This window comes from Pilimelia columellifera subsp. columellifera, from assembly GCF_039532605.1.
Taxonomy (GTDB): Bacteria; Actinomycetota; Actinomycetes; order Mycobacteriales; family Micromonosporaceae; genus Pilimelia; species Pilimelia columellifera.
On the sequence record NZ_BAAARY010000011.1, the window covers coordinates 102,438 to 114,818 of the forward strand.

The 12,381-nt window shown below is 73.1% G+C and carries 11 protein-coding genes and 1 pseudogene; 2 read left to right on the plus strand and 10 right to left on the minus strand.

Going from position 1 to position 12,381, the window contains the following annotated elements; all coding sequences use genetic code 11:
- Nucleotides 1-294: 294 nt before the first annotated feature.
- From ABD287_RS12945 to ABD287_RS12985, 9 genes are all read right to left on the minus strand, one after another.
- Nucleotides 295-855, minus strand: coding sequence for a hypothetical protein (locus tag ABD287_RS12945; protein ID WP_344172729.1), 561 nt, complete (start codon nt 853-855; stop codon nt 295-297).
- A gap of 179 nt (nt 856-1,034) precedes the next feature.
- Nucleotides 1,035-1,667, minus strand: coding sequence for a hypothetical protein (locus ABD287_RS12950; protein ID WP_344172646.1), 633 nt, complete (start codon nt 1,665-1,667; stop codon nt 1,035-1,037).
- A complete protein-coding gene (locus tag ABD287_RS12955; protein ID WP_344172648.1) occupies nt 1,664-2,641 on the minus strand; it encodes a pirin family protein in 978 nt (325 codons plus the stop codon). The genes ABD287_RS12950 and ABD287_RS12955 overlap by 4 nt, the downstream gene beginning before the upstream one ends.
- 69 nt (nt 2,642-2,710) lie before the next feature.
- Nucleotides 2,711-3,682, minus strand: a complete 972-nt coding sequence (gene egtD, locus ABD287_RS12960) for an L-histidine N(alpha)-methyltransferase (RefSeq protein ID WP_344172651.1) — start codon at nt 3,680-3,682, stop codon at nt 2,711-2,713.
- The gene (gene egtC / locus ABD287_RS12965) at nt 3,679-4,437 is read right to left on the minus strand and encodes an ergothioneine biosynthesis protein EgtC (RefSeq protein ID WP_344172654.1); all 759 of its coding nucleotides are present in this window, start codon (nt 4,435-4,437) and stop codon (nt 3,679-3,681) included. The genes egtD and egtC overlap by 4 nt, the downstream gene beginning before the upstream one ends.
- Before the next feature lies 1 nt (nt 4,438).
- Nucleotides 4,439-5,755, minus strand: coding sequence for an ergothioneine biosynthesis protein EgtB (gene egtB, locus ABD287_RS12970; RefSeq protein WP_344172656.1), 1,317 nt, complete (start codon nt 5,753-5,755; stop codon nt 4,439-4,441).
- Nucleotides 5,752-7,011: a glutamate-cysteine ligase family protein gene (locus tag ABD287_RS12975; RefSeq protein ID WP_344172658.1), complete on the minus strand. Its 1,260-nt coding sequence runs from the start codon at nt 7,009-7,011 to the stop codon at nt 5,752-5,754. The genes egtB and ABD287_RS12975 overlap by 4 nt, the downstream gene beginning before the upstream one ends.
- A gap of 147 nt (nt 7,012-7,158) precedes the next feature.
- On the minus strand, nt 7,159-8,211 hold the full coding sequence (locus tag ABD287_RS12980; RefSeq protein ID WP_344172660.1) for a potassium channel family protein: 1,053 nt from the start codon (nt 8,209-8,211) through the stop codon (nt 7,159-7,161).
- 74 nt (nt 8,212-8,285) lie between these two features.
- Nucleotides 8,286-8,843 (minus strand): hypothetical protein, encoded by a 558-nt coding sequence (locus ABD287_RS12985; RefSeq protein WP_344172662.1) that lies wholly within the window; start codon nt 8,841-8,843, stop codon nt 8,286-8,288.
- Between the two features lie 233 nt (nt 8,844-9,076).
- On the opposite strand from ABD287_RS12985, the gene ABD287_RS12990 reads away from it, so the two are divergent.
- Nucleotides 9,077-9,274: a helix-turn-helix transcriptional regulator gene (locus ABD287_RS12990; protein WP_344172664.1), complete on the plus strand. Its 198-nt coding sequence runs from the start codon at nt 9,077-9,079 to the stop codon at nt 9,272-9,274.
- 100 nt (nt 9,275-9,374) lie between these two features.
- A pseudogene (locus ABD287_RS12995) lies at nt 9,375-9,827 on the plus strand (MDR/zinc-dependent alcohol dehydrogenase-like family protein); the annotation flags it as partial.
- Between the two features lie 67 nt (nt 9,828-9,894).
- Here ABD287_RS12995 and ABD287_RS13000 read toward each other — a convergent pair.
- Complete coding sequence (locus ABD287_RS13000; RefSeq protein ID WP_425565612.1) at nt 9,895-12,312, minus strand: HelD family protein; 2,418 nt, start codon at nt 12,310-12,312, stop codon at nt 9,895-9,897.
- Between the last annotated feature and the right edge of the window lie 69 nt (nt 12,313-12,381).

Below are 12,381 nucleotides of genomic sequence, written 5' to 3' on the forward strand. Positions count from 1 at the left end.
AACGCCCGGTCCAGCGTGGGGATCCGGAACAGGGCGCGGAGGCGTGCGCGTCGGGCGGGCGACCATCGCATCCGCCAACCTGTTGCGCCGGCCAAGGCGTCACCGTGGTGTGGGGCGGCGCCTTGGCCGGGTTTGCTGGAGTTGATGGCGCCATCGACATCGAGGAGCCAGGTCAGGGGTCGGGCCGCGTGGAGGTGATCGGGTTCGCCCGGCGCCGGCAGCGGACGCCAGCAAACCTACGGCGGTTGGGCCGGGGCCACTCGCGGCTCCGCCAGGATACGGAGCGGGGCGCGGTCAGTGACCGGCCGCACGGGTCGCGGCGTCCGCCGCGGGCGCGGCGTGGGGCGACTCGCTCAGCATGTCAAGCAGGCCCACCCGGTGCAGGTCGGCGACGGGCTCGACCAGATCGGGGTGACGCAGCAGCGCCGAGGCACGGCGGTCCTGCTCGTCAGGGTCGAGAAGGCGGCGGAAGCGGGTCGGCAGGCCGGCGCCGCTGGTGCGGCGGGCGAGCGCCGCCACGGCGTGCGCGGACAGCAGCGGATCGGTGAGCAGATTTGCCGCCCAGCTGGCGACGACCTCGTCCACCCAGGCCCGCCAGGCCAGCTCGGTGTCGGGAGGGCTGTCGACGGTCAGGCCGCCGACCCAGTCGAGCCGGTCCGCGCCGCCGGGACCGGCGATGGTCAGCAGCTCGGCGTCGATCGCGGTGGGATAGCGAAGCCACGCGGCGACGGTGACCGCCTGTCGCGCCTGGAGCTCGACCAGGGCGGCGCTGAACGCGCCCGGCCACGGGGAGGGGTAGGCGTGCGACAGCCAGCGGGCGGTCGCGGCCACCACCGGCGCAAGATCAACCGGCATGATGGACACAGGCTCACTCCTCGGGGGTATGGCCGCTGGGGCGCGGCCGGCACGCGCAGCACGCTGCGCCGGGGTTCCTGTCCCATCGACGGCGTGCGCCCGAACCTGAGATCTCGCTGTGGCCTTGTTGCCGCAGGTGCGGCCAACCGGGGCAGTTGCCGCAGGTCGCCTGCCGGGCTTCAGGCAGTGGGCTCGTCGGCTGGCTGGCCGGCCCGGACCGCGGCGACGAAGCCGTCCGGGTCGTCGGCGAAGATCCGCAGCTGGTTGACCGGTCTGCCCCTGGCCCGGCGCAGCGGGAGGGTCATCGGAGCACCCAGGGTGATGTCGAGGTTGGTCTGCTGGGCCACCGGGATGTGGACGGCCCGCAGCTCCCCGTCCTGCTCCACCTGTGGGCTCCCGGGCGGCAGCGTCCGGTCCCTGACCCCGACGTCGGCGATGGAGTCCCAGCTGAGGACGATGCGTCCGAGGATGCCGAAGCGGACCCGCACACCCGAGGGGCCGACGGCGTGCGGCTCCTGGCGCATCGTGGCGAGCAGGCCGAACATCCAGATGAGGCCGTAGACGCCGGCGAGGTCGACAAGGAGCCGGACTGTGGGCCACGGCACGATGAGGTGGAAGATCGGGATCTCGACAGCCGAGACGATGATGAAGATCCGCAACAGCGGCGCGACCGCCTGGTCGTAGCCGAAGCCGACCTCCCCCGGGCCGGTCCTCGGCGGCAGCCGGCGCGCCCAGCGCCACAGGTTCCGCCAGATCGTCGCCTCGAAGCGCACGACCGTGGCGAGGAGGCTGAGCACGCCGCGGCCGGTCATGCGTCGGGGGTGGCCGCGTGAACTCCGGCGTGGGCGGCCGGGATGGCGCCGAGCCGGCCCGCCTTGTAGTCCTCGAACGCCTGTGCCAGCTCCGCCCTGGTGTTCATGACGAACGGACCGTAGACGGCGACGGGCTCCCGGATCGGCCGCCCGCCGAGCAACAGCACGTCCATCTGCGGGCTACGGCTCTCCGGACGCTCATCCGCGGCGATGGTCACCGCGTCGCCGGCGCCGAGGACGGCGAGTTGCCCGGCGGCGAACGGTTGCCCCGCCGGTCCGACGGCGCCCCGGCCGCCGAGGACGTAGGCCAGGGCGTTGAAGTCGGCCCGCCACGGCAACGTCACCTGCGCGCCCGGGCTGAGGGTGACGTGCGCGAGGGTGATGGGCGTGTGGGTGACGCCAGGCCCGGCGTGCCCGGCCAGCTCACCGGCGATGACCCGGACGAGCGCGCCGCCGTCGTGGCTGGCGAACAGGCCCACCTTGCCGCCGGCGATGCTCTGGTAGCGGGGCGGGGCCATCTTCATCGCCTTCGGCAGGTTCACCCACAGCTGCACGCCGTGGAACAGCCCTCCGGAGGCCACGAGGTGCTCTGGAGGCGTCTCGATGTGCAGGATGCCGGCGGCGGCCGTCATCCACTGGGTGTCGCCGTCGCTGATGAGGCCACCGCCGCCATTGGAGTCGGCGTGTTGGAACTGCCCGTCGAGCATGTAGGTGACGGTCTCGAATCCGCGGTGGGGGTGCCACGGGGTGCCCTTGGGCTCGCCCGGGGCGTACTCGACCTCGCCCATCTGATCCATGTGGATGAATGGGTCGAGTGCGCCGAGGTCGACGCCGGCGAAGGCACGTCGGACCGGGAAACCCTCGCCCTCGAAGCCGGCCGGGGCGGTGGTGACCGAACGCGCCTGCCGTGCGGTCAGACCGACCGGGTCGGCCAGCCGCGGCAGGGTGAGGACGTCGGCGGTGACAGCGGGCATGGGTACCTCCAGAAGGAACGGATACGCCACCTCCAACATTAATTGCTCAAGCAATATTCCGCCAGCACACTACTGGGCCTGGGCCAGGCTGACGCCGAACCTCGACTGCCCATCGGTCCACCAGTGCCGCAGCGCGAAACCCGACGCCGCCAGCTCACGGGCAACCCCGTCCCGACGGAACTTCGACGACACCTCCGTCAGCAGGTCCTCGCCGGCGGCGAAACGGGCGGTGAGGTCCAGGGCTGGGATCTGGACCGTCATGTCCCGGCTCGCCCGCAGCCGCATCTCGATCCACTCGCGCTCGGCGTTCCAGAGCGCGACGTGCTCAAACGCCTCGACATCGAAATCACCGCCCAGCTCGCGGTTGACGACCCGCAGCACGTTGCGGTTGAAGTCCGCGGTCACGCCCGCGGCGTCGTCGTAGGCCGGCACCAGTCGCGCCGGGTCCTTGACCAGGTCGGTTCCCAGCAGCAGCCACTCCCCCGGCTCCAGCACCGCCCGCAAACCGCCCAACAGCTGCGAACGCTCGTCAGGCAGCAGGTTGCCGACCGTGCCGCCGAGGAAGAGCACCAGCCGTTCGCCGCCGCCGGGGATGCTCGACAGGTGGCGGGTGAAGTCCCCGACGATGCCCTGCACCCGGACGCGGGGATAATCCGCCGCGATCGCGTGCGCCGACTCGGCCAGCGCCGCCGCCGACACGTCCAACGGGACGAACGCCTCCAGACAGCCCGCGTCGTCCAGCGCGCTGAGCACCAGCCGGGTCTTCACCGAGGCGCCCGAACCGAGCTCCACCACCGTCTTGGCCCGGGTCACCGAGGCGATGTCGCCAGCGTGGGCGGTGAGCACCTCGCGTTCGGCCCGGGTCGGGTAGTACTCGGGCAGCTCAGTGATCTGCTCGAACAGCTCGCTGCCCCGGGCGTCGTAGAACCACTTCGGGCTCAACCACTTGGGATCGTCGGAGAGCCCCGAACGCACGTCGGCCCGCAGCGCGGCTGCCAGATCGTCGTCGTGCAGCAGGTGCTTCAGGGGGGCGGCGGTCATGAAATCTCCTCAGACAACAGCGACGTGATGTTGACAGTACCCGCGCCCGCCCGCGCCAACGCGCCGTCGGGAACCGGCCGCCAGCGAGGGTCATCGTCCAACGGCTCGGAGGCCAGCAGGGTCGCGGCGCCGTCCGACCAGGCCGACAGGGCATGGCCGCAAGTGGTGGCGTAGGCGTTCACGCCGTCGGTGAGCAGCAGGTTCAGTCGGGAGCCCGGCGCGTCGGCCAGCACCCGGGCGACGGCGCCGGCCAGAGCGCGACCCGGCTCGTCGCCGGCCCGCAGCCGGTGACGGACCAACGCCCAGAGCAGGGCGGCGTCGGACGGCGCCTCCAGCGTCAACAGATCGCGGACCGGCAACCCGGCCGCCGATGCGACCATCGAGTCCGGCCAGCCGGCCACGACGCCGTTGTGGCTGAACGACCACCGGCCGGTCACGAACGGCGCCGCCGCCGTGGCCACCACCGGCATGCCCTCGGTCGCCGACCGCACCGCCGCCAGGAACGCGCCGGTGGCCGTCGCGCCAGCCAGGGACGGCAGGTCGGCGTCCGACCACAAGGGAACATCCCGCCGGTACCGGACCGGGTCAGCCCCGGGCGCCGGGTACCAGGCCAGCCCGAATCCGTCCGCGTTGATCGTGCCGCCGCCGCGCATGTCCCGTGGCGCCCACGACTGCCGGCTCAGGCTGTGCGGGGCGTCGAACAGCGTCGTCGCCAGCGGGCGCGGCGGACCCAGATAGACCAGATGTCGGCACACGTCAGCGGACTTCGTCGGGGCGCGCGTCGCGGGCGCACCGGAAACCGCTGAAGATCTGGCGACGGATCGGATGGTCCCAGTTCCGGAAGGAGGCCCGGCAGGCGACGGCGTCAGTCCCGAAGGAGCCGCCCCGCAGCACCTTCTGACGACTGCCGAAGAAGACCTCCGAATACTCCCGGTACGGGAACGGGGCAAAACCGGGATAGGCGACGAACGGCGACGACGTCCACTCCCACACGTCGCCGATGAGCTGGTGCGCCCCCAGCGGGGAGGCCCCCGCCGGATAGGCGCCCACCGGCGCCGGCGACAGGTGTCGTTGGCCGAGGTTGGCATGCCGGGCGGTCGGGGCCTCATCGCCCCACGGGTAGCGGCGGGAGCGGCCGGTGAGCGGATCCCACCGGGCCGCCTTCTCCCACTCCGCCTCGGTGGGCAGCCGCCGCCCGGCCCACGTCGCGTACGCCTCCGCCTCGTAGAAGCAGACGTGGACGACCGGCTGGTCCCCCGCCAACGGCGCCTCACGCCCGAACTGGACGCAGGACCACCCACCCTCCGCGCCGCGCCAGTGCATCGGCGCGGACAGGTCGGCGGCCTGCCGGTGCGCCCAGCCCTCGGGGCTCCACCACCGTTCGTCGCCGTATCCGCCGTCGGCGATGAAGGCGGCGTACTGGGCGTTGGTCACCGGGGCGGCGTCGATGAAGAACCCCGGCACATCGACAACGCGCGACGGCCGTTCGTTGTCGAGCGCCCACGGCTCGACCTCCGCGCCCATGCTGAACGGACCGCCGGGAACCAGCACCTCGCCGGCGACCGGCACGAGCGCGGCCGGTGGCGGCCCGGCCGCCAGGGCCGGGACGCCCGAGCGCAGCTGGTGGGTGGCCAGCATGGTCTCGGCATGCTGCTGCTCGTGTTGGATGACCATGCCGAAGGCGAAGCCGTCGGCCAGCAACGGATCGCCCTCGAAGCGGGCGCGGGAGAGCACGTCCAGAGCCTGGTCCCGGACGCCGGTCGAGTACCGGCGCGCCTCGTCCGGCGACAGCAACGGCAGGCCGGGCCGCTCCCGCCGGGCATGCCTGAACGCGTCATACAACTCGTCGAGGTCACGGCGCACCGCCTCGCGCCCGCCGACCTCGCGCACCAGCCACAGCTCTTCCTGATTGCCGACGTGCGCCAGATCCCAGACCAGCGGCGACATCAACGGCGAGTGCTGCCGGACGAGCTCGCTGTCGTCCACGGCGTCGGTGAGCGCGCGGGTGCGACGCCGGGCGCGGTCCAGCTCCCGGGCCACGTCCTCGCGCAGCTGGTCGGTCGTCACGGTCATGGTCGTCCCTCTCCCGTCGTCCGGCGCTCGAAGATGGCGCGGACCCGCGCAGCCTCGGCATCGGGCAGGCCGACGCCGGCCAGCTCCCGACCGGCCAGGACCAACAGCTCCCGGGCGACCGGCCCGACCACGGGATCAGCCATCCCAGCCGTCGCGGCGGCGCGCCAGCGGTCGGCCGCCGGGGCGCACAGGTCAGCGGCCCGCTCGGTCGTGGTCGGGTCGGCCAGCAGGGCTGCCAGCGCCGCTGTCGGAGCGATCCAGTCCGGACCCGGCTGAGCGTCCAGATAGCGCACCTCCAGGTATCCCCTGGGGCGCACCGGCGGAAACAGGGTGCTCAGGTGGTGGTCCAGATCGCGGGTGGTCGGCGGTTCGGGAAGGGCGCCGTCGAGCCAGTCGCCGAAGGTGATCCCCGGTGGGGCGGACCAGTCCGGGCCGTCCCGGCGCACGCACAGCAGCGGCGCGTCCAGGGCGTAGGCGGCCCAGGCGTCGCCCGGCGACTGGACGACGCCGGGCGACCACACCGGATCGGTGCGCCCGGCGGTGATGTCGAGCCAGGCGACCATCCGGGCGCTGGCCTGACCGGTGTCCCGACCGGCCAGCCGCGAGGACGTGGCGAAGGCCGCCAGCAGCGGCGGCCCGAACAGGTGCAGCGCGGTCCAGCGGGCGGTCAGCTCCCCGGGCTCGCCGGCGTCCAGGCACACCTGTAGACCCGCGGAGCAGCGCATCATGATGTGGCCGGCGGCGCCGTCACGGTCGTAGGCGCGGGCCATCGCCTCGTAGCGGGGAGTCCGCAGCACCGGGCGCGGCGGCCGGGCCGGGTCCAGCCCGGCCCGGCCGCAGACCAGGCCGTGGTCGCCCAGCAGGCCGGCCAGCCGGCGGCGGTCAGCCTCGGCCGCCACGGCCAGCGCCGACAGCCCCGGTTGCGGCGCCGTCGACAGCTCCACCTGGCCACCTGGCTCGATCGTCACCCAGCTGCCGCCGGGAAGCGGACGGGGTGGCTGATCCGGGTCGAGGACGATTGGAGCGTGCGGGCCCAACGCCTCGCGCAGCTCCTCGGCTCGGACCGGTCGGGCCGGGGCGCCCACGTGGTGGACGGTGTACTCGAGCTCCACTCCGAGCTGGCGCGCCGGGCCGGTGCGAAAGCCAACGGCGACGGTGTGCCGCCGGGCCTGGTCCCGCGAGGTCAGCGGAGCGTCCGGGGGCGGTGGGGCCGTAGTTCGGGAGGAACACCGGTCGACCGTCCGCTCGTGCAGCATTAACGCCTCCGTTCGGCCCCGACCGCGCGGTCGATCCGGCGCGGACAGCCAACCCGAACAACTGCGCCGCAGCCGCATGCCAGCCGGCCGGGGGTCGGTCCGCTCGACGCCGACGTTAGCCGCAGCCACCGACATTGGCGACGCGAACTAGCGGGTCGCGGTCTCCCTGGCCGGCCCCGAGTGTCGGACATAGGCGAGTTGGTCCCCGGACTCGATCCTGCCGGCGCGCGGGTCGTCCAGGCCGATGACCTGGCCCCGACGGATCACCGCGATGACCACGTCGGCCAGCTCCCGGGGCGGGCGGCCGACTTCGTCGCGGGCGGCCGACCGCATCGCCAGGCTGATGCCCTGGCCCGGGGCGAGCAGGTCCTCGACCACGTCCAGCAGCGGCGGCGCGGAGCTGGAGAGCCCAAGCAGGCGGCCGGCGGTCGCCGACGAGACGATGACATGGTGCGCGCCGCTCTGGCGCAGCAGCGGCGCGTTCTCGGCCTCCCGCACGGCGGCCACGATCCGGACCTTGCCGGCAGTGAGCTGGCGGGCGGTCAATGCCACCAGGACCGCGGCGTCGTCCTTGTCGGTGGCGATCATCAGGGTCTTCGCCTGGGTGATGTTGGCCTCAGCGAGAATCGCCGAGCGGGTTCCCGAGCCTTCAATGGCGACCAGCCCCATCGCGGCGGCCTCCCGGACCCGGGCCGGGTCGCGCTCCACGATCACGATCCGGTCCTGTGAGACGCCGGTCTCGCGCAGGGCGTTCACCGCGCTGCGGCCTTTGGTGCCGAACCCGCAGATGATGACGTGGTCCTTCACGATCTTCCTCCACCGGTTGATGCGCAGGTTGCTGCGGTACTGCTCGGTCAGGATCTCCAGGGTGGTGCCAACCAGGATGATGAGGAAGATGACCCGGGCGGGCGTGACGATCAGCACGTTGACCAGGCGGGCGGTGGGCGTCATCGGGGTGATGTCGCCGTAACCGGTGGTCGACAGCGACACCACGGCGTAGTAGAAGGCGTCGAGCAGGGTCAGCCCGTCCTCGTTGACGTCGCGGTAGCCGTCCCGATCGACGTAGACGACGGTCACGACGACGAGCACCAGCGTGAGCGCGAGCCCCAGCCGCAGCCCGAGCGCATGTAGGGGGCGGGTGCGCCGCGGCGGCAGGTGCACCGCCGCGGGGCCGTGTTCGACCACGTCATCGTTGACCACCCAGCCACCCTAGTCACGCTGGGCAGCGGCCGGCGGCCGACCCGGTATGGCCACGCGTCGACCGGCGGCGGACGTCAGCGGTCGCGTTCCGCCGATCTGGCTCCGGGCGCGGCGGGGAAGAGAGCGTCGGCGAGTCGGGCCAGCTCCGCCAGGCGAGCGCCGTCGCCGACGGCACGGCTGTTGCTCGGGTGGTCGGCGGCCGCCACCGCGGCGGCGAGGACCCGGCCGGCGGCCGCGTCGTGTCGGGCGAGATCGGCCGCGGCCCGCTCCTGGACGGCGGCCGACTGGGCCTCGGCGGCCCACCGACTGGCCTGGTCGGCCTCCCGTCGTGCCGCGGCCACCACTCCGCGCTGGATCGAGACGCCGAAGAAGGCGCCGACCGCCGCGAACACCACGGCTTCGAAGCCGGAGAGCAGGTAGACCAGCCGGTCCCAGTGCGGGTCGTCGCGCATGGTGGCGAGCACCACCAGGCAGGCGACGAACATCACCAGCAGGACGAGGGCGACGGTGATCTGCAGCCGCCCCGGGCGCTGTCCGCCTGGGGCGGGCGGTTCAACCTCGCCGGATCGGGACGTGGGCGCCGCGGCCAGGATCGTGGTTGTTGTGGGAGTGGGGACAGGTGGAGTCGACATGACGGCCTCCTCACCGGACAGTGATCCTGACGGTACGCACCGTCGCGTCCGGACGGAAGTCTCGGACGGGTTGTGAAGCGCGCCTGGGTGATGCTCGTCGTCAGCATCGTCTCCCCCGCCGGCGACAACCGCGAGGACCAACGGGACGCCGAGATCCACCGGGTCAGCGAGCACATCGGCCAGTCGTCCTGTCGGCCGTCCTCGGCTCGGTCGCGAAGATCAGGGTCACCAACGTGATCCGGGCGCTGCGGTTCGCCAACGGCGAGATGACCCAGGCGGAGCTGGCCGACCGGATCGGCGTCACCCGTCAGACGGTCATCGCCATCGAGCAGGGGCGTTACTCCCCGTCGTTGGAGATGGCGTTCCAAATCGCCCGCGTGTTCAGCGTGCCGCTCGACGACGTGTTCCAGTACCCCGGGGGAGAATCATGAAGGCGATCGTCCAGGACCGTTACGGCCCCACCAGCGTGCTGAGCCAGCGCGACATCGCGACACCGACCATCGGTCCCAGGGACGTCCTTCTGACGCCGCCGGGATCGTCGAGGCCATCGGCCGGGACGTGACCGGCGTCCGGATCGGCGAAGCGGTCTTCGGGATCTGCGACGGCGGCTTCGCCGAGTACGCCCGCGCCGCCGCCGACACCGTCGTCACCATGCCGACCACGATCAGCGCCAAGCAGGCGGCCGCCGTCCCCACCTCCGGGGCGACCGCGCTGCAGACGGTGCGCGACGTCGGCCGGGTGTCGCCGGGGCAACGGGCCCTCATCATCGGCGCCGGCGGCGGGGTCGGGGCGTTCGCGACCCAGCTGGCCCGCACGTTCGGGGCCGAGGTCACCGGCGTCTGTGGACCGGCCAAGGCCGAGCTGGTCCGCTCGCTCGGGGCCACCGTGTTGTCGCCGTTCACCAGCCAACGGCTACGCGGGCTGGTGGCGATTACCCGCCGCGCTGACCTGCTCACGCTGGTCCCGGTGATCGACCGGACCTAGCCGCTGCACGAAGTCCCGCAGGCCGTCGACCAGTGGGCCGACGGCCACGTCAGCGGAAAGCTCGTCATCACGATGTGACCGCCGCCAACCCGTCCAGCGCCGGCGGCACGGGCACGCTGTGCAGGACGCCGAGCCGGCTGGTCGACCGGGTGAGCGCCACGTACAGGTCGCTGCCGCCACGCGGCGACTCGGCGACCATCGCCGCCGGCTCGACCAGCAGGACAGCGTCGAACTCCAGACCCTTGGCCTCGGCGACGGCGAGCACGCTGACCCGTTCGGCGTCGAGCCCCGCCAACGCCTGGGTCAGAGCCAGGCGGTTCGCCTCCGGGATGAGGACGCCCACGAGCCCGGCGCCGGAACCGGCCAGCTCAGCGCGCACCTCGTCAGCCACGGCCGCAGCCAGCTCCGACGGCTCGACCTGGCGTCGCCAGGGCCGGACGCCGCTGGCCCGGACCGCCGTCGGGGTGGCCAGATCCGGCGCCACCTCGGCCAACACCCGGCGGGCGACATCCATGATCTCCGCGGGGGTGCGGTAGCTGACGGTCAGCTCCGCCAGCCGCCAGCGCCGCGCCACGTACGGGCCGAGCGCGTCCTGCCACGACGTGGCGCCGGCCCGCGCCCCGGTCTGGGCGACGTCCCCGACGATCGTCATCGACCGGTTCGGCGAGCGCCGCATGAGCAGCCGCCAGTCCATGGCCGTCAGCTCCTGCGCCTCGTCGATGATGACGTGGCCGAACGCCCACTGCCGGTCGGCGGCGGCCCGTTCGGCGGCAGTGCGCCGGTCCCGGGTCACCTGCCGGCCGGCGAGGCGCCCGGCGTCGAGCAGGTCGGTCACGGCCAGGATCTCCGGCTCGTCGTCGTCCTCGATGTCAATCGAGGCCGAGCCGCGGGCGATCTCCAACGCGCCCTCGGCGTAGGCGATCTCGCGACGGCGGGCCCGACGGGCGGCTGCGTTGGGGCCGCGGTCGATGACGCCGAGCAGCTCGGCGGCCTCGTCGAGCAGCGGAACGTCGGCCGGCGTGAAGCCGGCGCCGGCGGGGCGCAGCATCAGCGCGCGTTGGCGCTCGTCGAGATCCGGGGCTGCCACGGCGAGGCGGTCGCGGTCACTGAGGAGATCGTCGACGAGCCGCTGCGGGGTGAGCGTGGGCCACAGCTCGTCGACCGTGCCGTGCACGACGGGGTCGGCGCGCAGCTCGCGGCGGATCTCGGCCCGGTCGGCGTCGGCGAGCAGGTTCTCGCCGCCGAGCGGGTCCGCGCCGATCTGCTCGGCGACCTGGTCGGCCAACTCGTGGGTCAGCTCCAGTCCGAAGCGGTCGCGGGCGAGGTTGTGCGGCTGGTTGATGGCGCGGGCGCGGGCCACCGCACGGGCAACCATGTCGGGGGTGAGGGTGAGCGGACCGGCGTCGGTGTCGAGCGCGACGGCCGCGTCGGGGATCCGCTGGCGGTCCCGGACGGCGGCGGCGATGACGCCGGCCATCGTGGCCTGGCCCTTGAGCTGGGCGACCTCGGGATGCTCGATGTCCCCGGCGTGCACGCCGGGGAACATGTCCGCCATGGTGCGCAGCAGCACCCCCGTCTCAGCGAGCGACGGCAGGACGTGGCTGATGTAGCGCAGGAACGTGGGGTTCGGCCCGAGGATGAGCACGCCCCGGGTGCTCAGCTCACGGCGGTAGGTGTAGAGCAGGTAGGCGGCGCGGTGCAGGGCGACGGCGGTCTTGCCGGTGCCCGGTCCGCCCTGGACGACCATCGTCGCGGTCAACGGCGCGCGGATCACCTCGTCCTGCTCGGCCTGGATCGTTTCGACGATGTCGCGCATCCGTCCGGTGCGCGGGGCGCTGACGGCCGCCAGCAACGCGGCCTCGCCGACGAGTCCGTCGCGGCCCGCGTGCTGGCTCTGGCGGGCGGTGTCGAGATCGAGCACCTCGTCGTCGATGGCCAGCAGCGTGCGACCGCTGGCGCGCAGGTGCCGGCGACGGCGTACGCCCTGCGGCGAGGCCGCGGTGGCCAGGTAGAAGGGGCGGGCGGCCGGGGCCCGCCAGTCCATGAGGAGTTGGTCAGCGGGATCGTCCTCGGCTGAGATCCCGATCCGGCCGATGTGCCGGCGCCCGCCGTCGAGCAGGTCCAGCCGGCCGAAGCACAGCCCGTCCTCGACAGCGGACAGCTCGTTGAGCGTCTCGCCCTGGGCGACGACACGGCTCTCGCGCTCGGTGCGGGCCTGCGGGGTGCCGCCGCTCTCGCGGAGCGCTTCGTCCCGGCGCCGGGCGGCGGTGACCCGTAGCTGGTCGAGACGGGCGTAGAGCCGGTCCAGGTGGGCCTGCTCAGCGGCCAGCTCGCTGGCCGCGACCGAACGGAGGGAGGAGGTGCTTGACAACGGCTCTCCTGGTGGGCTAGTATCGAACCAGCGACCTGGGTGGTCGCCTTTTTTGTGGGCATTGGCAGGGCAACCTGACGACGATAGCCCCTCTCGCGGCCTTTGCGCCGCCATCCGATCGCGAACCGGCCCGGCGGCCGCTCCGACCCGCCGAACGGGCGCCCGGGACCCCACCCGAAACGC